Source organism: Fuscibacter oryzae (assembly GCF_016765795.1).
Taxonomy (GTDB): Bacteria; Pseudomonadota; Alphaproteobacteria; order Rhodobacterales; family Rhodobacteraceae; genus Fuscibacter; species Fuscibacter oryzae.
The window spans coordinates 443,656-465,854 of the sequence record NZ_JAESVP010000001.1; the positions used below are offsets into that span (position 1 = coordinate 443,656).

Sequence of the window (22,199 nt, forward strand, 5' to 3'; positions counted from 1 at the left end):
CTGTCCTTTACACTCCTGGCGCCGGTCCGGTTGACGCGCCCACGATCAGCGGCGCCTCCAGCAATTCGCCCACTGGCTTGGGAACCGCGGCCTTGCCCAGCTCGATCTGGCGCAGCAGCAACCGCGCACAGCGCCGCCCGGCATCGCGCACCGAGGACCGGGTGGCGGTGAAAATCGGCTCATCCCCGCCATTGCGCAAATAGCTCAGGTCGTCGTCATGCGTCACGATCGACACATCGCGCCCCAGCACCAGCCCCAGATCGCCCAGCGCCCGCCGCACCCCCATCGCCGACAGCAGCGAAGAGGTCAGGAACGCCGTCGGCCGCTGTGGCCCCGCCAGCATCGCCATCGCTTCGTGGTATCCCTGCGCCTCGGTCATCTCGCCCGACGCCATCAGCCCCGGATCGGCCTGCACCCCGCGCGCGGCCAGCGCCTGTTCAAACCCCAACCGGCGGCGATGGGCGAAATCCATCGTCTCGATCCCGTTGATCAGCGCAATACGGCGGTGGCCCAGATCAATCAGAAACTCTGTCGCGCGGTGAAAGGCGCGGATGTTGTTCATATCCACCCAGGAATAGGGGCCGGTTTCCAGCGTGGCGCGGCCATGCACCACGAAAGGCAACCCCAGTTCGCGCAGCAACCCGATCCGCGGCTCTGCCATTTTGGGGCTATGAACGATGCAGCCATCGACATTCCTCTTGGACCGGATCTCGCGGTAAATCCGGTCCTGATCCTCATCCGGGACAATGGTCATCAAAAGATCATAGCCGGACCGGGCATAAACCTCGCCCGCGCCAGCGATGAAATCGGCGAAAACCGGGTTCACAATTTCATGCTGGGTCGAGATTGGAATAACATGGCCGATTGCCATCGCCCGCCCGGTGGCCAGCCGCTTGGCCTGCGTATTGGGCCGATAATTATAGCGCCGCGCCGCATCCTCGACCCGCGCGCGCGTGACCTCTGACACCTCGGGATACCCGTTCAGCGCCCGGCTGACGGTGGTGGGTGACAGGTTTAACTGATCTGCCAGATCCTTAAGGTTCATCCCGCAAGCCCGGCGGTCAACCGGCCAGCAGCTTGTGCTGCGCCATTCAAACCGCTTTGATTACTTTGACGCTATCGACAGCAAGCGCCAAGGTCAATGCGCCCACGCCGGAAACCCTCGCCCCATGACACTGCCACTTCCTCAGTAAAATAAAGCTTCAAAGTACAGGCGCTATCAGAATCGTTGACTTTACACGCGCCCTCGCCCACCTTTCGCCAACCAAAGCGCTTTGGAACGGGAGTACCCATGCGCTTTATTGCTCCGGCATTTCGAACGGGCGGGTTTGGGAGGAAGATATGAAAAGATTGCTGACGCTTGGCGTGGCGATGGCCGCGCTGACGACCACGGGCGCTTTTGCGCAAGACCTGAAATTCGCCCCCGGCGAAGACAGCCGGTTCCACTGGGATTCGTTCGAAGCCCTGAAATCACAGGACCTGAAGGGCCAGAAGATCACCGTCCTCGGCTCTTGGCTTGGGCCGGACAAAGAGCTGTTCGAAAGCGTCGCCGCGTATTTTGAGGCCGCAACCGGCGCCGACATCGTCTATTCCGGCTCGACCAGCTTTGAACAGCAGATCGTCATCGACAGCGAAGCAGGCTCGCCCCCCGATATCGCAGTCTTTCCGCAACCGGGCCTTGCCGCCGATCTGGCAAAAAAGGGCTATCTGCTCCCCTTGGCCGATGGGGTCGAACAATGGGTGAAAGACAATTACGCCGCCGGGGATAGCTGGGCCGCCTATGGCCGCTATGCCGGCAAGGACGGGGCAGAGCATATGTATGCCTTCCCCTACAAGGCCGATGTGAAGTCGCTGGTCTGGTATGTGCCCGAGAATTTCACCGATGCGGGCTATGAAATTCCGCAGACCATGGAAGAGCTGAAGGCGCTGACCGAAAAGATCGTGGCTGATGGCGGCACCCCGTGGTGCATCGGTCTCGGCTCGGGCGGGGCCACCGGCTGGCCTGCGACCGATTGGGTCGAAGACCTGATGCTGCGCATCAACACCCCCGCCGACTATGACGACTGGGTGACCAACAAGCTGAAGTTCGACGACCCCAAGGTCATCGCCGCCATCGACGATTTCGGCTGGTTCGCCAAGACCGACGCCAATGTGGCTGGCGGGGTGGCCTCGGTTGCCGCCACCGACTTCCGCGACAGCCCCAAGGGCCTCTTCTCCTCGCCGCCGCAATGCTACATGCACCGTCAGGCGTCGTTCATCCCGTCGTTCTTCCCCGAAGGCACGGTGATCGGGCAGGATGCCGACTTCTTCTATTTCCCCGCCTATGCCGACAAGGATCTGGGCAAGCCCGTCCTTGGTGCGGGCACTATGTTCGGCAAGCTGACCGACAATGCGGCCTCGGACGCCTTCATCGCCTTCCTGCAAACCCCCATCGCCCATGAAATCTGGATGGCGCAAACCGGCTTTGTCACCCCCTACAAGGGCGTGAACACCGAAGTCTATGGCGATGCCACGCTGAAAAAGATGGGCGACATCCTGCTGAACGCCTCGACCTTCCGGTTCGACGGGTCTGATCTGATGCCCGGTGCGATTGGCGCAGGTGCGTTCTGGACCGGCATGGTTGATTTCACCGGCGGCAAGTCGGCGGAAGATGTGGCCAAGCAGATTCAGGCCACCTGGGACACCTTGGGCAAATAACCCCCACCGCATCGCCCGCCCCACACACGGGGCGGGCGCATTTGCCATAACCTGCCCCTTGCGGCGGGACGGAGGAGGACCATGGAACAGATCCTGTTCGGCCTGACCACCATCATCGTCGGCGTTTTCGGCTGCGCGGCATGGTTCTGGGGCACCAATTTCCTGCTGGACGCCGCGCTGCCCGCGCGTGGCCCGAATGCCGCGCGCAACATCACCCGCGCGGGCCTGATCCGGCCATGGTTGTTTCTTGGACCGGCGCTTTTGGCGCTTGGGCTTTACCTCGTCTATCCGGTCTTCGAATCCATCTGGCGCAGCCTGCACGATTCCGCGGGCGAAAACTGGGTGGGCCTGTCGAACTATACTTGGCTGTTTTCCGACCCCAAGTTTCAGGAATCCATCCTGAACAACCTTGTCTGGCTGCTGGTCGTGCCGTCGCTTTCCACCTTTTTCGGCCTGATTGCGGCACAGGTGACCGACCGCATCCGCTGGGGCAACCTTGCCAAAAGCCTGATCTTCATGCCGATGGCGATTTCCTTTGTCGGCGCGGGCGTGATCTGGAAATTCGTCTATGATTTCCGCGCCGAAGGCCGCGACCAGATCGGGCTGCTGAATGCCATTGTGCAGGCCTTGGGCGGCGATCCGCAAACCTGGTTGTCAATCCCGTTCTGGAACAACTTTTTCCTGATGGCGGTGCTTATCTGGATTCAGACCGGCTTTGCCATGGTGATCCTGTCCGCCGCCCTGCGCGGCATCCCGGAAGAAACGGTCGAGGCGGCCATTCTGGATGGTGCCAACCCCTGGCAATTGTTCTTCCGCATCAAGGTGCCGCAGATCTGGGGCACCATCGCCGTGGTCTGGACCACCATCACAATCACCGTGCTGAAGGTGTTCGACATCGTGTTCGTGATGACCAACGGCCAGTGGGGGTCTCAGGTGCTGGCGAACTTCATGTATGACTGGATGTTCCGCGGCACGCCCGATTACGGGCGCGGGTCAGCTATTGCTATCGTGATCATGGCCTTGGTCACGCCGATCATGGTCTGGAACATCCGCAACGCCCGGCGGGAGATGCAGTGATGGAAAATATCGCCGGAACCAAGGCCCGCCTGACTTGGGCCGTGAACCTTGCCGCCCTGCTGCTGGTGATCGTCTGGACGGTGCCGACACTGGGCCTGCTGGTCTCCTCCTTCCGTGACAAGGACCAGATCGCGGCTACCGGCTGGTGGCAGGCGGCTTTCCCCTCCACCCAATCCGACTTTTTCCGTGCAGGCACAGCGGCGGATCAAAAGCAGGAAGGCGACCTTTGGGTCATCGCGGGCAATGCCTTTGAACCCGGTCAGGTGATCAGCGCCTGGGGCACCACGTCGAAGGCGCCCGATGCGCTAAAACCGGGTGACGTGGCCGATCTGAAAGACGGCCAGAAACTTACCGTGGCGGCAGATGGCGCCTATCGCCTGACCTCGCCGACCCAATTCGAAGAGGGGCGCGGGATGCGCATCTTCTTCACCTCGACCCAACCGCCCAAGTTCACCACCGACAATTACGTCAAGGTGATCGGGGCCGAAGGGCTGGGCCGCGCCTTCCTGAACACGATGACGGTGACGATTCCGGCCACGCTGATCCCGATCCTGATCGCCGCCTTCGCCGCCTATGCGCTGGCGTGGATGGATTTTCCCGGCCGGTCGCTGATCATCGCGGGCATCGTCGGCCTGCTGGTGGTGCCACTGCAACTGGCGCTGATCCCGCTTTTGAAATTCCACAACGACATCGGCCTTGGCAAAAGCTACCTTGGCATCTGGCTGGCCCATACCGGCTTTGGCCTGCCGCTGGCGATCTACCTCTTGCGCAGCTACATGACCGGCCTGCCGCGAGAGATCATCGAAAGTGCCCGCGTCGATGGCGCGACCGAGTTCCACATCTTCCGCAAGATCATCCTGCCGCTTTCCTTCCCCGCACTCGCCTCTTTCGCGATCTTTCAGTTCCTGTGGGTGTGGAACGACCTGCTGGTCGCCACCGTCTTCCTTGGCAACCGCCCCGACCAACTGGTGATGACCGGGGTCTTGCGCGAACTCCTCGGTTCCAAGGGCGGTGACTGGGAAATCCTTGCGGCCTCGGCCTTCATCTCCATCGCAGTGCCGCTGATCGTCTTCTTCTCAATGCAAAAATACCTGGTGCGCGGTCTGCTGGCCGGCTCGGTCAAAGGTGGCTGAATGAACATGCTGAAAAAAGACCCCGACTGGTGGCGGGGCGCCGTGATCTATCAAATCTACCCGCGCAGCTTTCAGGATACGAATGGCGACGGCATCGGCGATATGGCGGGCATTGCCCAGCGCCTTGGCCATGTCGCCTCGCTGGGGGTAGATGCGATCTGGATTTCGCCGTTCTTCACCTCGCCGATGAAGGACTTTGGCTATGACGTGTCGGATTACTGCGACGTTGACCCGATGTTCGGCACGCTGGCCGATTTCGATCAGGTGATTGCAACCGCCCATTCCCACGGGCTTAAGGTGCTGATCGACCTTGTGCTGTCGCATACCTCTGACCAGCACCCCTGGTTCAAGGACAGCCGCGCCAGCCGCAGCAACCCCCGGTCGGATTGGTACGTCTGGTCCGACCCAAAGCCCGACGGCACGCCGCCGAACAACTGGCTGTCGATCTTTGGCGGCTCTGCCTGGCAATGGGATGCACGGCGCGAGCAATATTACCTGCACAACTTCCTGACCTCGCAGCCCGACCTGAATTTCCACTGCGCCGCGATGCAAGAGGCGCTGCTGGATGTGGCGCGGTTCTGGCTGAAACGCGGGGTTGATGGCTTCCGGCTGGATACGATCAACTTTTACATGCACGACGAACTTTTGCGCGACAATCCGCCCCTGCCGGTGGCAGAGCGCAATGATCAAACCGCGCCCAAGGTCAACCCCTACAACCACCAGCGCCACCTCTACGACAAGAACCACCCCCGCAATATCGAGTTCCTGAAGCGTCTGCGCGCCGAGATGGACCCCTATGGCGCAGCGGCAGTGGGCGAGATTGGCGACAGCCAGCGTGGCCTTGAAATCCTTGGCGAATACACCAGCGGCAATGACCGGATGCAGATGTCTTATGCGTTCGAAATGCTGTCGGGCCACGCCCCCCTGTCGGCCAGCTTCATCGCCGACACTTTCCACAAGGTGGATCAGGTCGCGCCCGGCGGCTGGGCCTGCTGGGCCTATTCCAACCATGACGTGGCCCGCCACATCAGCCGCTGGAACCTGTCCGATGCCGGGGCGCGCGCCTATGCGACCCTGCTGATGACCCTGCGCGGATCGGCCTGCATCTATGAGGGCGAAGAGTTGGGCCTGCCAGAGGCGCAGATTGCCTATGACGATCTGCAAGACCCCTATGGCATCCAGTTCTGGCCAGAGTTCAAGGGCCGCGACGGTTGCCGCACCCCGATGGTCTGGACCCAGAATGCCACCAACGGCGGCTTTGCCGGCAATGCAAAGCCGTGGCTGCCCGTGCCCGCCGAACACCTGCCCCTGGCCGTCGATGCGTCAGAGGCGAACCCGGCCAGCCTGATCCACCACTATCGCCGCGCCATCGCGCTGCGGCAGGCGCACCCTGCGCTGCGCGTGGGCAGCATGACGGGAACCAAGGCCACCGGCAGCGTGCTGACCTTCACCCGCCAATCGAGCACGGAAACCCTGTTCTGCGCCTTCAACCTGTCGGACGCGCCTGCGACTGCACCCGCCCCTTCCGGCACATGGTCGCCCAGCGCGCCCGATCTGACCGACATCGCCCCCAAAGGCGGAACCCTGACGCTGGCCCCCTGGGCCTATGCGATCCTCACTTCAACGGGAGGCTGAGATGACCGATCTTTCCCTGCGCAATGTCGTCAAATCCTATGGCGAGGTCAGCGTCCTTAAAGACATCAACCTAGAGATCAAGACGGGCGAGCTGATCGTTTTCGTCGGCCCCTCGGGCTGCGGCAAATCCACCCTGCTGCGCATGATCGCCGGGCTGGAGCGGATTTCCGGCGGCGATCTGCTGATCGGCGGGCAGCGCATGAACGACGTGCCCCCGGCCCAGCGCGGCATTGCGATGGTGTTTCAAAGCTATGCGCTTTACCCCCATATGACCGTGCGGCAGAACATGGAATTTGCCCTGCAAATCGCCAAGATGCCCAAGGCCGACATCGACAAGGCCGTCGAGAATGCCGCCCGTATCCTGCAACTGACGCCCTATCTTGACCGCCTGCCCAAGGCGCTGTCGGGCGGCCAGCGTCAGCGCGTCGCCATCGGCCGCGCCATCGTGCGCGACCCCAAGGTGTTCCTGTTCGATGAACCGCTGTCGAACCTTGACGCCGCGCTGCGCGTCGCCACCCGGATCGAGATTGCCCAGCTGAAAGAGGCGATGCCCGACCGCACCATGATCTATGTGACCCATGATCAAGTTGAGGCGATGACTTTGGCATCTCGCATCGTCGTTCTGGCCCGCAAGGGCATCGCCCAGGTCGGCACGCCGCTGGAGCTGTATGAACGCCCGGTCGATGAATTCGTGGCGCAGTTCATCGGCTCGCCCGCGATGAACCTGCTTCCGGGTGAAATCATCGCCACCGGTGCCGAAACCGTAGTACGGCTGGACGGTGGCGGCACCGCGCGGTCCGCCGTGCCGACGACTGCCGCCGATCAGGGCCGCAAGGTCAACGTCGGCGTGCGGCCCGAGGATATGGTGGCCGTCCCCGCCGAAGGTCTGTTCGCCGGAGAGATCGAGATTGTCGAAGCCTTGGGCGAGGTAACACAGCTTTACGTCGCCCGCCCCGGTGGCGGCGCGCATATCATCGCCAAGCTGCCCGGCATCCACCCTGACCTGCGGCACAAGACGGTGACCTTTGGTGCCAGCCCCGCCAAGGTGCATATCTTCGCCGATGGCCGGTCGCTGCTGTATCGCTAACCTCGTCAGGGGCGGTCCTCCGCCTTCTTTGGCTGGATGAAACAGCTTCCCCCTTCTGCGCCACCGGCACCTCTGGCAAATTGCCGGAGCCGGTGCAATCAATGGCGGGGCCGTCATGGCACGCAGAAGGGAACCGATTTCATGACCGATGCCTTCCCCCGGATGACCGGAACCCCCTTCACCCCCGACTGGTTCGACACGATCAGCGTCAACACCCCTGCCGCCGAGCGCCGCGCCAGTAGCCTTGCGGGCCGCCGCACGGTGAAAAAAGACTGGCAGGCCGCTTGGCTCGCCCGCGCCATCACCTGCATCGACCTGACGACCCTTGCGGGCGATGACACCGCAGGCCGGGTGCAGCGCCTCTGCGCCAAGGCCCGCAACCCGGTGCGTGCCGATCTGCTGTCGGCCTTGGGGCTGGAGGGGCTGACGGTTGGCGCCGTCTGCGTCTATCCTACCATGGTTCCCCATGCCGCGAAGGCGCTGGAAGGCAGCGGCATCCCCGTCGCCTCGGTCGCCACCGGCTTTCCGGCGGGGCTGACGCCGCTGCCCCTGCGGCTGGCCGAAATCCGTTACGCGGTGGAACAGGGCGCGGCCGAGATCGACATCGTGATCACCCGCGAACTGGCGCTGACCGGGCAATGGCAGGCGCTTTACGACGAAATCCGCCAGATGCGCGAAGCCTGTGGAGATGCTCATATGAAGGCCATCCTTGCCACCGGCGATCTGAAAACCCTGACCAATGTGTACAAGGCCAGCATGGTCGCCATGCAGGCAGGCGCCGATTTCATCAAGACCTCGACCGGGAAAGAGGAGGTGAACGCCACCCTGCCCGTCTCCCTTACCATGGTGCGCGCCCTGCGCGATTTCCGCGATCTGACCGGGCAATGGGTGGGCTTCAAGCCCGCGGGCGGCCTGAAAACCGCCAAGGATGCGATGAACTGGCTGATCCTGATGAAAGAGGAGCTGGGCACGCGGTGGTGCATGCCCGACCTGTTCCGCATCGGGGCGTCGTCGATGCTGGGCGATATTGAACGCCAGTTGGAACACCACGTCACGGGCCGCTACTCGGCCGCCAACCGCCACGCGCTGGCCTGAGGACAGACCCATGCCCACCATCAAGGACATCATGGAAACCATGGAATACGGTCCCGCCCCCGAAGCCCATGCCGAGGTTTCCGCCTGGATTGCCGCGCGCCCTGTGATTGGCCATTTCATCGCTGGCAGGTTTGTCGAACCCACGGGCAAAACCACCGAAGTCGTCAACCCGGCCACCGAAGCCGTGCTGACCAAAGTGGCCCTTGGCTCCGAGGCCGAGGTGGATAGCGCCGTCCGCGCCGCCCGCGCCGCATTCCCCAAATGGTCCGCCCTGCCGGGGCATGAGCGGGCGAAATACCTCTACGCCATCGCCCGCCATGTGCAAAAGCGCGAACGCTTCCTGTCGGTTCTGGAAACCATCGACAACGGCAAGACCATCCGAGAGTCGCGCGACATCGACATTCCTCTGGTCGCGCGCCATTTCTATCACCACGCCGGTTGGGCCGAATTGCTGGACTCCGAGTTTCCCAACCATGCACCCGTCGGTGTCTGCGGCCAGATCATCCCGTGGAACTTTCCACTGCTGATGCTGGCATGGAAGGTCGCGCCCGCCTTGGCTGCGGGCAACACCGTGGTGCTGAAACCCGCCGATCTGACGCCCCTCACCGCCCATGCCTTTGCCGGGATTTGTGTGGAAATCGGCCTGCCCCCCGGCGTCGTCAACATCGTGCAGGGCGACGGCGCCACCGGGGCCGCGATTGCCGGGCACCCGGATGTGGACAAGGTGGCCTTCACCGGCTCAACCGAGGTGGGCCGCGTGATCCGCCGCCAGATTGCCGGATCGGGCAAGAAGCTGTCCTTGGAACTGGGCGGCAAATCGCCCTTCATCGTGTTCGAGGATGCCGATCTGGATGCTGCCGTCGAAGGCGTCGTCGATGCCATCTGGTTCAATCAGGGCGAGGTCTGCTGCGCCGGTTCCCGCATTCTGGTGCAGGAAGGCGTGTCCGAGCGTTTCTTTGACAAACTGCGCGCCCGCATGGCCACCATGCGCGTCGGCGACCCGCTGGACAAGACAATGGATGTCGGTGCAATCGTCTCGGCCACGCAGCTTGGCCGGATCAACGGCCTGTTGGCCCAAGGTCAGGCCGAAGGTGCCACCCTGCACCGTGCGCCCGGCGCCCTTCCCGCCAAGGGTGCCTTCTGCGCGCCCGGCTTCTTCACCGGCACCGCCCCGGCCCATACCGTCAGCCAGACCGAAATCTTCGGCCCCGTCGCCACTACCCTGACCTTCCGAACCCCGGACGAGGCGATCACTTTGGCCAACGACACCCGCTATGGGCTGGCGGCAAGCGTTTGGTCCGAGAATATCAATCGAGCGATTGAAACTGCCGCGAAGGTCAAGGCGGGCCTAGTCTGGATCAACGCCACCAACATCTTCGATGCAAGCGCCCCGTTCGGCGGTTTCCGCGAAAGCGGCTATGGCCGCGAAGGGGGCCGCGCGGGCATGGCGGAATACCTGACGACCAAATGGGAAAAGGTGGGCAAGGCGCGGCCTGCGCCCGTGCTGGTGCCCGATGTGACTCCGGCGGCCAAGGCCCAAGGAAGCGACATTGACGTAACCGCCAAACTCTACATCGGCGGCAAACAGGCCCGCGCCGATGGCGGCCAAAGCTATACTGTCCGTGGCAAGGGCGGTACGGTTCTGGGACAAGCCGCCCTCGCCAACCGCAAGGATGTGCGGAACGCGGTCGAGGCCGCAGGCAAGGCGACAGGCTGGGGCGGCCTTACCGCCCATAACCGCGCACAGGTGTTGTATTTTCTGGCCGAAAACCTAGTGCAACGTCGGGCGGAATTCGTGGCGGCACTGGCTGCGACCGGCACCCCCAAGCCCGAAGAAGAGGTGGACCTAACGATCCGCCGCGCCTTCTGGTATGCCGCACAGGCCGACAAGTTCGACGGTGCGGTAACGGCCACCAAGTCGAACCATGTCACCATGACGGTGAACGAACCCTTCGGCACCATGGGTATCGTGGCCCCCGATGAGGCGCCACTGCTTGGCCTGATGTCGCTGATCTTGCCCGCCATCGCCATGGGCAACCGGGTGGTCGCGGTCGCCAGCCAAAGCCAACCGCTTGTCGCAGCGCGCCTTTATCAGGTGCTTGAAACCTCGGATATTCCCGATGGCGTCATCAATCTGCTGACGGGTGAGCGGGATGTGTTGGCAAAAACGCTGGCGGAACACGACGACGTTGCGGCCCTGTGGTATTGCGGCAGCGCCGAGGGGTCGACCATGGTCGAAAAGGCCAGCGCGGGCAACCTGAAACCCGTCTGGTCAGACCTTGGCCGCCTGCGCAAGTGGCACGACTCGGAACAAGGCCAAGGTATGGAATACCTGCGCCGTGCGGTGCAGGTCAAAACCATCTGGCTGCCCTACGGCGCCTGAGGCCCCGGCGATTTAGGCGGGGGCGGCTCAAGCCGCCCGGCGCTTGGCCTCGATCACTTCCCAGATACGAGCGGCGGTGTTGGTGCCGTCGAACCGCTCCAACTCCTGAATGCCGGTGGGCGAGGTCACGTTGATCTCAGTCAGCCAGTCGCCGATCACGTCGATGCCGACGAAAATCTGCCCTTTTTCGCGCAAGGTTGGCCCGATGCGACGGCAAATCTCCAGATCGCGCTCGGTCAGGCCGACTTTTTCGGGCCGCCCGCCGACATGCATGTTCGACCGGGTTTCCCCCGCCTGCGGCACCCGGTTGATGGCGCCCACCGGCTCGCCATCAACCAGAATCACCCGCTTGTCGCCCTTGGAGACATCCGGCAGGAACTTCTGCACGATCATCGGCTCGCGACTCATGCCCGTGAACAACTCGTGCAGGCTGGCAAGGTTGCGGTCATTCGGGTCCAGCCGGAACACCCCCGCACCGCCGTTGCCATACAGCGGCTTGAGGATAATATCGCCATGCCGCGCCTTGAACGCGCGGATCGTCGCCAGATCGCGCGCAATTGCGGTGGGCGGCGTCAGATCGGGAAAGCGCAGAACCAGCAGCTTTTCAGGAAAATTTCGCACCCAGAACGGATCATTGACCACCAGCGTTTTAGGGTGAACCATGTCCAAAAGATGGGTGGAGGTGATATAGCCCATGTCGAACGGCGGGTCTTGCCGCAGCCAGACCACATCATAATCAGCCAGATCCACCTCGGTTTCCGGGCCGTAGGTCACATGGTTGCCCTGCTCGCGCCGCAGCTCGATCGGAAAGCCCCGCGCGATCACCCTGCCCTCGACAAAGGCCAGCTTGTCCGGCGTGTAGAAGAACAGCGAATGCCCCCGCGCCTGCGCCTCTAACGCGATGCGGAATGTCGAATCGGCGTTGATATTGACCGACCCGATCGGGTCCATCTGCAAAGCGACCTTCAGGGCCATGACGCATCCTCCGGGATTTCAAGGCCCCTTGATGGCCGAAGCCGCGCCGGGATGCAATTCACGCCGCGAAGGCGTTTTCCAGAATCTCCACCCGGCCCTGCCCATCGACCAGCGCCAGATCAAAGCGGCATGGCGTCAACTGCCCCGCCGGTTCACCGCCAATGAATTCCGCCGCCGAGGCACAGATGCGTGCAATCTGCGCCGGGCCCAGCTTCAGCGCCGCCTCCGCATGGGTGCGGCTGGCCTTGACCTCAATGAAAATCACCTCCGCCCCATCGCGCGCGATCAGATCCACCTCGCCCGAAGCGCCGCGCCAACGCCGGGCGCAGATTTCACGGCCGGAGAGCGAATAAACCCGCTCCACCGCCTCTTCGGCATGCAACCCTTTACGATAGGAAACCAGTCCGCTCATTCCCGCCCCCGTAGCAGTGCCATCCGGTACACCTCTTTGCGCGGCAGGCCGTAAGCTTCGGCCACCGCCGCCGCCGCATCCTTCACCGACATCGCCTGCAAGGCGTGATCCAAGGCTTTCTCCACCGTTTCGGCATCCGCCGCCACCTCTGCCCCGCGATCGACGACCACGACGATTTCGCCCTTCACCTCACGCTCTGCAAAGGCGACCACCAGTTCTGCCAAAGTCCCGCGTGTGATCTCTTCGAAGCGTTTGGTAAGCTCCCGACAAACGGCGGCCTGGCGCATCCCTCCCAGATATTGGGCCAGATCGCCTAACAATTGGTTAATCCGCTTTGGCGATTCATAGAGGATCAGCGTCGCGCGCACCGGGGCCAGTTCTTGCAGAAACGTCGCGCGCGCCGATTTCGCATTGGGCGGAAAGCCCGCGAACAGGAACCTGTCCGATGGCAGGCCCGAAACCGTCAGGGCACACAGGACTGCCGATGGACCGGGTGCCGCGATCACCGGCAAACCTCGCGCAGCCGCCTCGCGCGCCAGCTCGAATCCGGGGTCCGACACCAGCGGCGTTCCCGCCTCTGACGCATAGGCGACGCTTTTGCCTTCGGCCAGCGCGCCCAGCAGACGCGGCAGCGCCTGCCCTGCGTTATGATCATGATACGCCACCATGGGCCGCCCGTTCAGGGGCACGCCATGAATCTCCATCAGGTGGCGCAGGGTCCGGGTATCTTCGGCCGCCAGCACATCCGCGCTGGCCAGCGTATCCAGTGCGCGCAGCGTGATGTCGCGCGCCGCCCCGATCGGCGTTGAAACGAAATGCAGACCCGGCGGCAAGGGGCGAAGTTCGGCCGCAGCTTTGACGATCGTCACCGCGACCTCCCTGACAAGTTTACTTCCTGCCGCGAACTGCTTACGCTTCGCATCCAGTTACCCAGCCTTCGGGCACCCAGCCTTCGGGAGTGAGGATTTCCCATGTTGTCTCTTTTGCGCCGCGCCCGCAAGTCGCTGGCCCAGATCGCCCTTGGCCTGTCTGCCGTTGCCTTGGCCGCCTGTACCCCCGGAACCGGCCCTGCCCCCACGGTAGGCAGCAGCGGCAAGGTTCAGGTCGCCCTGCTTGTTCCCGGCGGCTCTGGTCAGGCCAGTGACGAGATGCTGGCCAAGTCGCTGCAAAATGCCGCGCGGATGGCGATTTCGGATCTGAACGGTGTGCAGGTCGATCTGCGCGTCTATAACACCGCAGGCCAGCCATCGCAGGCCGCCAGCATGGCCACCAAGGCCGTGGCCGAGGGCGCGCAGGTCATCCTTGGCCCGGTTTACGCGCAAGAGGCGAATGCGGCAGGCGTGGCTGTTGCCTCGTCCGGGGTCAGCGTTCTTGCATTCTCGAACAACCCCGATATCGCGGGCAACAACGTCTTCGTGCTTGGAACCACCTTCGACAGCGTGGCCCGCACCCTTGGCCGCTATGCCGTCGGCACTGGCAAATCAAGCGTGATGATCGTGCATGACAAGACCGCCGCAGGCGAGATTGGCCGCGCCGCCATTCAGCGCGGCTGGACGGCCGCGGGCGGGTCAGTCGTGGGCACCGCCAGCTATGAATTCTCGCAAAATGGCATCGTGCAGGCGGCCCCGCAGATCGCGGTGCAGGCCAAGGGCGCAGGCGCACAGGCCGTGTTCCTGACCGCCGATACGGCGGGCGCGCTGCCGCTGATCAGCCAGCTTTTGTCCGAAAACGGCCTGCCCACAGGCGCTGTGCAATATGTCGGCCTGTCGCGCTGGGATATTCCAGCGGCCACGCTGTCGCTGCCCGGCGTGCAGGGTGGGCTGTTCGCCATTCCCGATCCGGGCACTTACGGCGCTTTCCTGTCGCGCTATCAGGCCTCGTTCGGCGAATCGCCCAACCCGATCCTGACTGGGCTGGCCTATGATGGCATCGCCGCCATTGGCGCGCTGTCGGACAAGGCTGCGGGCGGGCCGATCCCCAAGGCAGCATTGACTCAAGGCGCGGGCTTTCTGGGCGTGAACGGCATTTTCCGCCTGCGCAGCGATGGCACGAATGACCGAGGCCTTGCCGTGGCGCAGGTCACCAGCGGCACCTACAAGGTGGTGCAGGCCGCGCCAAAAGCTTTTGGCGGCGCAGGGTTCTGATACCGGACAGGAGCAGACACCCATGCCGCTTCCACAATCGGGGCCGGATCTTCTGATCCCGGCCCCGGACCTTATCGACCCGCCCACCCTGCTGGCCGCCATCGCCGCCGAGGTTGAGCGCGGCGGCGATACCCGCGCCAACCGTGCCGTGGCCGTGCGTCATCTCGCAGCCGCCAAGGCCCGCGCGAATGAGATGCTGGCCGCTGCCTTCCGCACAGCCCCGCATGAGGCGCGGGCGCTGATCTCGGCGCAAGCTGCGCTGACCGACGGGCTGGTCTGGGTGGCGCTGTCGGTCGCACGAGAGCTGCTACACCCCCAGCCCAATCCCAGCCAGGGAGAGCGTATCGCGGTTGTGGCCGTGGGGGGGTACGGCCGGGCCGAAATGGCCCCCTATTCCGATGTGGACCTGTTGTTCCTGACACCCTGGAAGGTGACCGGCTGGGCCGAAAGCGTCATTGAATCGATGCTTTACATCCTGTGGGATCTGAAACTGAAGGTCGGCCATTCCAGCCGCACCGTAAAAGACTGCCTGCGTCTGGGCCGCGAAGACATCACCATCCGCACCGCCCTGCTGGAACATCGCTTTATCGCAGGCCATGCCCCGCTTGCGCAGGAGCTGAGCGAACGCCTCTGGGCTGACCTTTTCCGCAACACTGGGCCGGAGTTCATCGAGGCAAAGCTTGCCGAACGCGCCGAGCGCCACAAGCGGCAGGGCAACCAGCGCTATGTGTTGGAACCCAATGTCAAAGAAGGCAAGGGCGGCCTGCGTGACCTGCAAACCCTGTACTGGATCGGGAAATACCTGCACCGCGTGCAATCGCCCGCCGGTCTGGTGGCGGCGGGCCTGTTCAGCGAAGAGGAGTTCGCCACCTTTCAGCGCGCCGAAGATTTCCTGTGGGCCGCGCGCTGCCACATGCACTATGTCACCAACCGCGCCACCGATCAGTTGACCTTCGACCTTCAGGTCGAGGTGGCAGAGCGGATGGGCTATCACGATGCCAGCGGCAGGCGGGCGGTCGAGATTTTCATGCAGGACTATTTCCGCCACGCCACCCGCGTCGGCGAACTGACCCGCATCTTCCTGACCGAGCTCGAGGCCCGTCACGTGAAGCCAGAGGCGCGGCTGAAGGGCATTTTCACCCGCAAACGGCTGAAGCCCGGCTACAAGGTGTTGCAAGGCCGCATCGACGTGGCCGACCCTGCCGCCTTTCTGGCCGATCCGCTGAACTTCTTGCGGATTTTCGAAGAAGGCATGCGCACTGGCTATCTGATCCACCCCAATGCCATGCGACTTCTGGCCGCCAATCTGGACCGGATGGATGACGATACCCGCGACGCGCCAGAGGCGTCGCGCATATTCCTTGACCTGCTGCTGAAACACGGCAACCCCGAACGCGCCCTGCGGCGGATGAACGAGTTGGGCGTGCTGTCGGCCTATATCCCGGAATTTGAACCCATCGTCGCGATGATGCAGTTCAACGTCTATCACCACTACACGGTGGACGAACACATCATCCAGACCATCAGCGTTCTCGCCCAGATCGAGCGGGGCGAGCTGGTCGAAGACCTGCCGCTGTCGTCCTCGATCCTGAAGGCCGGGGTCAACCGCAAGGTGCTTTATGTCGCGCTGCTGCTGCATGACATCGGCAAGGGGCGCCCCGAAGACCATTCAATCCTCGGCGCCCAGATCGCGCGGCGCGTGGCCCCCCGGCTGGGGCTGACAGATGAGGAATGCGAGACCGTCGAATGGCTGGTGCGCTGGCATCTTCTGATGTCCGACATGGCGCAAAAGCGCGACATCGGTGACCCGCGCACCGTGCGCGACTTTGCCAAGGCAGTGAAAACCCGCAAGCGGCTTGACTTGCTGACCGTGCTGACCGTCTGCGACATTCGCGGCGTGGGGCCGGATACCTGGAACAACTGGAAAGCAATGCTGGTCCGCCAGTTGCACGCCAGCACGACCGAGGCGCTGGAAGGTGGGTTGGAGAACTTCAACCGCGAAAAGCGCGAGGATGAGGCGAAAGCTGCGCTACGCGCTCGTCTGGCCGGTTGGTCCACCGCGGAACTGCGCGCCGAGGTGGGGCGGCACTATGCCCCCTATTGGCAGGGCCTGACCACCGACACGCAAGAGGTCTTCGCCCGCCTGCTCCGCGGTCTGGGCGATGATGAGATCAGGATCGACCTGCATCCCGAACCCAGCCGCGACGCCACCCGCGCCTGTTTTGCGCTGGCGGACCATCCGGGCATCTTTTCCCGCCTTGCCGGGGCCTTGGCGCTGGTAGGCGCCAATGTCGTCGATGCCCGCACCTATACCTCAAAAGACGGCTATGCGACGCCGGTGTTCTGGATACAGGACCGCGAGGGTAAGCCCTATGAGGTCGCGGGCCTGACCCGCCTGCGCCAGATGATCGAACGCACGCTCAAGGGCGAAGTCGTTGCGCGACAGGCGCTGGCCGGCCGCGACAAGGTGAAAAAGCGCGAGCGCGAATTCCGCTTTCCAACCCACATCACCTTCGACAACGAAGGCTCGGAAATCTACACCATCATCGAGGTCGATACCCGCGACCGGCCCGGCCTGCTCTATGACCTGACGCGCACGCTGGCCGCCAACAACATCTACATCGCCAGCGCCGTGATCGCGACCTATGGCCGGCAGGTGGTGGACAGCTTTTACGTCAAGGACATGTTCGGCCTGAAACTGCACGCCAAAAGCAAGCAAGAGGCGCTGGACCGCAAGCTGCGCCAGGCCATCGTCGAAGGCACCGAAAGGGCCGAGGCATGAGGCCGATTTCCCTGATCCGCTCGGTCCTGACCGTGGGCGCATGGACGCTGCTGTCACGCGGCGCGGGCTTTGTGCGCGATGCGATGATGGCGGCCTATCTGGGCACCGGGGCGATGGCCGATGCCTTCAACGTCGCCTTCTCGCTGCCCAACATGTTCCGCCGGTTCTTTGCCGAGGGCGCCTTCAACCAGGCCTTCGTGCCGATGTTCGCCAAAAAGCTGGAATCGGGCGAGGATGCCGGCGGCTTTGCCGAAGATGCCTTTAACGGCATGGCGGCCATTCTGGCGGTGTTTTCGGTTCTGGGCACCCTTGCCATGCCGTTTCTGGTCTGGGCCATGGCGTCCGGCTTTGTCGGCAACGAACGGTTTGATCTGGCAGTGATCTATGGTCAGATCGGGTTCAACTATATCCTGTTCATCTCGCTCGTCGCCCTCTTGTCGGGCGTGCTGAACGCCTATGGCCATTTCACCGAGGCCGGGTTCGTGCCGGTCCTCCTCAACCTGATCTTCATCGCGGCGATGTGGCTGGCCACCTGGGCGGGCTGGAACATGGGGATGACGCTGGCGTGGTGCGTGCCGATCACAGGCGTCGTGCAACTGGCCTTCACCATGTATTCGGCCCACCGCGTCGGCTTTCGCTATCATCTGCGCCTGCCGCGCCTGACGCCAGAGTTGAAGCGTCTGGCGATCATCGCCGCGCCTGCCGTTCTGGCCGGGGGGGTGGTGCAGATCAACATGATCGTGGGCCGTCAGGTCGCGAGTTACACCGAAGGGGCCGTGTCGTGGCTGGTCTATGCCGACAGGCTTTACCAATTGCCACTTGGCGTAGTCGCCACCGCCATCGGCACGGTCCTGCTGCCCGACCTTGCCCGCCGCTTGCGCGCTGGCGATGCCGTGGGCGGCCGTGCCAGCTTCAACCGCGGCACCGAGTTCGGCCTTGCCCTGACCCTGCCCGCCGCCGTGGCGCTGGTGGTGATTGCATGGCCCTTGACGCAGGTGCTGTATCAGCGCGGCGCCTTCACCGCCGCCGATACCGATGCCACCGCCCTTGTGCTGGCGATCTATGGCGCAGGCCTGCCCGCCTTTGTTCTGACCAAGGTGCTGCAACCGCTTTACTATGCCCGCGAAGACAGCCGCAGCCCGTTTCGCTTTGCCATTATCTCGATGATCGTCAACGCCGCCATCGCCTTTGGCGGAATGCCCCTGATCGGCTTTTCCGCCGCCGCATGGGCCACCACCATCGCGGGTTGGTTCATGGCAGCCCAACTGTGGCTCGGCGCGCGGAAAATGGGCGAGGAGGCGCGCTTTGACGACCGGATGAAAGCCCGCCTGCCGCGCATCCTGCTGGCCTGCGTGGTGATGGGCGGGGTTCTGGGCGCGCTCGCATGGGCGCTGGCCCCGGCACTGGCCAGCCATGGCTGGCGCTATCTGGCGCTGGCGTGTTTGGTTATGGCGGGCATCGCCAGCTATTTCGGGACCGGCTTTGTCATCGGCGCCTTCCGCCTGTCAGACCTGCAATCCTTCCGCCGTCAGCGCTGACGCAGGCGCGCGTAAACCTCGCGCGCGCCGCCGGGCGAGACCAGATAAGACAGCAGGAACCCGGTCACAAAGGCCGGAATCTCGGCCACGACATCCCAGCCCCATCCGAAAATGGGCGACACCAGAATGCGGAACAGCAACAGCGACCCGATCATGGTGAACGCCCGCCACCGTTTGGCCCCGTCATTCCTCAACCGGTGCCACAAGATGAAGCTGACACCCCCGATCAGCCCGTAAATCGGCACCCAGCCGCCAATCAGCGGCGTCTGGATCGTGGGCAGCACCGCCGTATAAACCAGCGCGCCTGCGATGCCAGAGATCACAAAGATCGCCAGCACGGCCCACCAGCGGAACGCCTCGCCCACGAACTTGCCCAAGGCCAGCAGGAACACCGCCACGAACAACAGGTGGCTGACCGACAGATGCACGAACGGATAGCTGACCAGCCGCCACATCCCATTCAACGGGTATTGATGCGCCTCAACCATGGCGCGCATGAAAACCGGGGAATAGGCCATCTCTTGCACCGCCGCCGACCGCCAGCCAATCGCCGTCGGCCCGCCCGCGATGCCCGCCTCGCCCGCCGACAGCACCACCTCCAGCGCGATCATCGGCAAAACCAGCAGCCAGGCCACCCAAGGCACCGGATTCAGCGGCGAAACCTTTTCTTCCTGCATCACACACTCCCACGGGCCATGATTGACGCCCCTGCCGCCCAGCGATAAGCCCGATGGGCACAACTTTCCAGAGGATCCCCAGATGTCCGAGCCGGTCCAAACGCCTCAGACCCAAGCCAGCGCCCGCTTCACGCCCCGCATCTTTTCGGGCATTCAGCCGTCGGGCGGCCTGACCCTTGGCAACTATCTTGGCGCGCTGAAGCGCTTTGTCGAAAAGCAGGATGAGGGGATCGAGACGATCTATTGCCTTGTCGACATGCACGCCATCACCGTCTGGCAAGACCCCGAACGCCTGCGTCAGCAAACCCGCGAAGGCGCCGCCGCCTTTATCGCCGCGGGCATCGACCCGGCGCGCTCGATCCTGTTCAACCAGTCCCAGGTTTCGGCCCATGCGGAACTGGCGTGGATCTTCAACTGCGTCGCGCGGCTTGGCTGGATGAACCGGATGACCCAGTTCAAGGACAAGACCGCCGGCAAGAACGCCGAAGCGGCCAGCCTTGGGCTTTACGCCTATCCCAGCCTGATGGCCGCCGACATCATGGCCTATCACGCTACCATGGTTCCGGTGGGCGAGGATCAGAAACAGCATCTGGAGCTGACCCGCGACATCGCAATCAAGTTCAACAACGATTACGGCGTCGATTTCTTCCCCGTGGTCGAACCGCTGATCGAAGGCGCTGCGACCCGCGTGATGTCCTTGCGCGACGGCACCAAGAAAATGTCGAAATCCGATCCCTCGGATCAAAGCCGCATCAACCTGACCGATGATGCCGACATGATTGCCGCCAAGATCCGCAAGGCCAAGACCGACCCAGAGCCCCTGCCCGGCTCGGTAGACGGGTTGCGCGACCGGCCCGAGGCGAAGAACCTCGTGAACATCTACGCCGCTTTGTCCGGGCAGACGGTGGCCGAGGTCATTGCCGAAAATGCGGGCGCCCAGTTCGGCAGCTTCAAGCCCAAACTGGCCGATCTGGCGGTGGCGAAACTGTCGCCGATCACGGTTGAGATGAACCGCCTGATGAAAGACCCCGCCGAGATCGACCGCATCCTTGGCAACGGCGCCGACCGCGCCGAAGCCATCGCCCGCCCAATCTTGGAGCGGACCAAGGACATCGTGGGGATGATCCGGTCGCGGGCGCGCTGACCCTACGCAGAACTGGCAGGGAACAGGCTGCCCTCAAGTCAACTCCTGGGCGCCCCATAGATCAGGGCGTCCAGCTCTTCCTCTGACAACTGCTTGTCACGCCGGGGCAAGAGAACAAGCCTGTCGCCATCAACCAGAACCGGAGGAATTGGAAGGTTGCGTGCTATAAAACCGTGGGCGATCAGCAGGCCGCTGGCATCGTAACGCGCGGTGCATCTTACGCAGTACCAACTGGCACAATCATCCACAGAATCATTGCCCAGCCGCATTTTGCAACCCTGCCCATCACCGCCTTGCATAAGTACAAACCCATACCGTGCGGCTCCACATGCAGCACAAACGCCCTCGTAAAGCACGAAGCTGCCGTCCGCCGTTATCCGGCGGTTGGCATCTGTAGCCGACGCAGTTGCCGCAAGATTGGCGTTTCGTGCAGTCGGGTCGGGCAATGCGTCATCATAGCCCCGTTCGGCGCGCGCAATCATTTCGGGTGAGCGATGCCACAGGACAAAGTAGTTTCCATCGGGTCCGGTCAGAAACTTCGTCTGCCCCTCAGCCACTTTCGACAAATCAACAACGACATTCCTGGCTCCAACCGAAGCATCTGAGGTCAGCGCGCCAAGCAACCCCTTGGCCGCAGCGCCCGACGCAACCAGACCCGCCCCGGCAAGCGCGAAATTCAGCATGTCCCTGCGCGTCTTGGTCATGGCCATTTCCGCTGTTCCATTGGCTTAGCGTAACACCGGCAAACCGCCGTTCAAAGCTGAACCCGTCACGGAATCGATTCACTCCGCTGCCAATCTGGTCGCGGGGGCGCCCCGCCCCCGTCTGTCCCCGCTCGCTGGCCCACGCTATTAGGGCCGCGCCCCCGGCCCTCCCCCGGACCGGGGGCTTTTTCTTGTCGCGGTCCGGCTTGCGGTTCGCAGGCCCATCGGCGATGATCTGGCCCGAAGGGGAGAAATCATGCGTAAGTTTCTCGTCGTTCTCGACGATACCCGCGAATGCCTGAATGCCATGCGTTATGCGGCGATGCGGGCTTCTCATACGGGGGGGGGCGTTCAGATCCTGTCGATCATCCCGCCCGATGAGTTTCAGCACTGGATGGGCGTCGCCGACCTGATGCGCGCCGAAGCGCGCGAGCGGATCGAGGCGCATTTCGAGGTCTTCGCCAAATGGATGCGCGACAAGCAAGGGGTGAACCCTGAACTTGTGATCCGCGAGGGTGATCCGGTGAATGAAATTCTGGCGCAGATCCGCGAAGACAGCGAGGTTGCGATCCTGGTTCTTGGGGCGGGCACCGAAAAGAACGGCCCCGGCCCGCTGGTCAGCCACCTGACGCGCAACGCGGGCACCCTGCCGGTGCCGATCACCATCGTTCCTGGCGACATGTCAAAGGAACGGCTGGAGGCGATCAGCTAAGATC

Annotated in this window: 18 protein-coding genes; 12 read left to right on the forward strand and 6 right to left on the reverse strand. The window is 63.3% G+C overall.

Going from position 1 to position 22,199, the window contains the following annotated elements; all coding sequences use genetic code 11:
• Window positions 1-7: 7 nt before the first annotated feature.
• Window positions 8-1,045, reverse strand: a complete 1,038-nt coding sequence (locus JI744_RS02105) for a LacI family DNA-binding transcriptional regulator (protein ID WP_202657781.1) — start codon at window positions 1,043-1,045, stop codon at window positions 8-10.
• 296 nt (window positions 1,046-1,341) lie between these two features.
• Between JI744_RS02105 and JI744_RS02110 the strand changes: the two genes are divergently transcribed.
• The 7 genes from JI744_RS02110 (at window position 1,342) to JI744_RS02140 (ending at window position 11,107) form a co-directional block, all read left to right on the forward strand.
• A complete protein-coding gene (locus JI744_RS02110) occupies window positions 1,342-2,697 on the forward strand; it encodes an ABC transporter substrate-binding protein (RefSeq protein ID WP_202657782.1) in 1,356 nt (451 codons plus the stop codon).
• 81 nt (window positions 2,698-2,778) lie between these two features.
• The gene (locus JI744_RS02115) at window positions 2,779-3,774 is read left to right on the forward strand and encodes a carbohydrate ABC transporter permease (protein ID WP_202657783.1); all 996 of its coding nucleotides are present in this window, start codon (window positions 2,779-2,781) and stop codon (window positions 3,772-3,774) included.
• A complete protein-coding gene (locus JI744_RS02120) occupies window positions 3,774-4,907 on the forward strand; it encodes a carbohydrate ABC transporter permease (protein ID WP_202657784.1) in 1,134 nt (377 codons plus the stop codon). Before JI744_RS02115 ends, JI744_RS02120 begins: the two co-directional genes overlap by 1 nt.
• Window positions 4,908-6,542, forward strand: coding sequence for an alpha-amylase family glycosyl hydrolase (locus JI744_RS02125; RefSeq protein WP_202657785.1), 1,635 nt, complete (start codon window positions 4,908-4,910; stop codon window positions 6,540-6,542).
• A 1-nt stretch (window position 6,543) separates the two neighbouring features.
• Window positions 6,544-7,629 carry an ABC transporter ATP-binding protein gene (locus tag JI744_RS02130; protein WP_202657786.1) on the forward strand — a complete coding sequence of 362 codons (1,086 nt, stop codon included), beginning with the start codon at window positions 6,544-6,546 and terminating at the stop codon, window positions 7,627-7,629.
• 141 nt (window positions 7,630-7,770) lie between these two features.
• Window positions 7,771-8,724 (forward strand): deoxyribose-phosphate aldolase, encoded by a 954-nt coding sequence (gene deoC, locus JI744_RS02135; RefSeq protein ID WP_202657787.1) that lies wholly within the window; start codon window positions 7,771-7,773, stop codon window positions 8,722-8,724.
• Window positions 8,725-8,734: 10 nt separating this feature from the next.
• Window positions 8,735-11,107: an aldehyde dehydrogenase family protein gene (locus tag JI744_RS02140; RefSeq protein WP_202657789.1), complete on the forward strand. Its 2,373-nt coding sequence runs from the start codon at window positions 8,735-8,737 to the stop codon at window positions 11,105-11,107.
• 27 nt (window positions 11,108-11,134) lie between these two features.
• Here JI744_RS02140 and gshB read toward each other — a convergent pair whose 3' ends face one another.
• Genes gshB through rsmI form a run of 3 tightly spaced genes read right to left on the reverse strand, consistent with a single transcriptional unit; the run spans window position 11,135 to window position 13,363 of the window.
• Window positions 11,135-12,082 carry a glutathione synthase gene (gene gshB / locus JI744_RS02145; protein ID WP_202657791.1) on the reverse strand — a complete coding sequence of 316 codons (948 nt, stop codon included), beginning with the start codon at window positions 12,080-12,082 and terminating at the stop codon, window positions 11,135-11,137.
• Between the two features lie 58 nt (window positions 12,083-12,140).
• Complete coding sequence (locus tag JI744_RS02150) at window positions 12,141-12,494, reverse strand: YraN family protein (protein WP_202657793.1); 354 nt, start codon at window positions 12,492-12,494, stop codon at window positions 12,141-12,143.
• A complete protein-coding gene (gene rsmI, locus JI744_RS02155; RefSeq protein WP_202657795.1) occupies window positions 12,491-13,363 on the reverse strand; it encodes a 16S rRNA (cytidine(1402)-2'-O)-methyltransferase in 873 nt (290 codons plus the stop codon). The genes JI744_RS02150 and rsmI overlap by 4 nt, the downstream gene beginning before the upstream one ends.
• Before the next feature lie 102 nt (window positions 13,364-13,465).
• On the opposite strand from rsmI, the gene JI744_RS02160 reads away from it, so the two are divergent.
• From JI744_RS02160 to murJ, 3 genes are read left to right on the forward strand one after another with little or no spacing between them, the layout of a single operon-like run.
• Window positions 13,466-14,638, forward strand: coding sequence for a penicillin-binding protein activator (locus JI744_RS02160; RefSeq protein ID WP_202657797.1), 1,173 nt, complete (start codon window positions 13,466-13,468; stop codon window positions 14,636-14,638).
• Between the two features lie 22 nt (window positions 14,639-14,660).
• Window positions 14,661-17,420, forward strand: coding sequence for a [protein-PII] uridylyltransferase (locus JI744_RS02165; protein WP_202657800.1), 2,760 nt, complete (start codon window positions 14,661-14,663; stop codon window positions 17,418-17,420).
• Entirely contained in the window at window positions 17,417-18,958 is a 1,542-nt protein-coding gene (gene murJ / locus JI744_RS02170) for a murein biosynthesis integral membrane protein MurJ (RefSeq protein ID WP_202657802.1), read from the forward strand. Before JI744_RS02165 ends, murJ begins: the two co-directional genes overlap by 4 nt.
• Here the strand turns inward: murJ and JI744_RS02175 are convergent.
• Complete coding sequence (locus JI744_RS02175) at window positions 18,949-19,635, reverse strand: rhomboid family intramembrane serine protease (protein ID WP_202657811.1); 687 nt, start codon at window positions 19,633-19,635, stop codon at window positions 18,949-18,951. The two genes, murJ and JI744_RS02175, sit on opposite strands and share 10 nt — an antisense overlap.
• Window positions 19,636-19,717: 82 nt before the next feature.
• Between JI744_RS02175 and trpS the strand changes: the two genes are divergently transcribed.
• On the forward strand, window positions 19,718-20,779 hold the full coding sequence (gene trpS, locus JI744_RS02180; RefSeq protein ID WP_202657812.1) for a tryptophan--tRNA ligase: 1,062 nt from the start codon (window positions 19,718-19,720) through the stop codon (window positions 20,777-20,779).
• A 38-nt stretch (window positions 20,780-20,817) separates the two neighbouring features.
• On the opposite strand, the gene JI744_RS02185 is transcribed toward trpS, so the two are convergent.
• Window positions 20,818-21,483: a Rieske (2Fe-2S) protein gene (locus tag JI744_RS02185; RefSeq protein WP_202657814.1), complete on the reverse strand. Its 666-nt coding sequence runs from the start codon at window positions 21,481-21,483 to the stop codon at window positions 20,818-20,820.
• Between the two features lie 256 nt (window positions 21,484-21,739).
• Between JI744_RS02185 and JI744_RS02190 the strand changes: the two genes are divergently transcribed.
• Window positions 21,740-22,195 (forward strand): universal stress protein, encoded by a 456-nt coding sequence (locus JI744_RS02190; protein WP_202657816.1) that lies wholly within the window; start codon window positions 21,740-21,742, stop codon window positions 22,193-22,195.
• Window positions 22,196-22,199 lie beyond the last annotated feature (4 nt).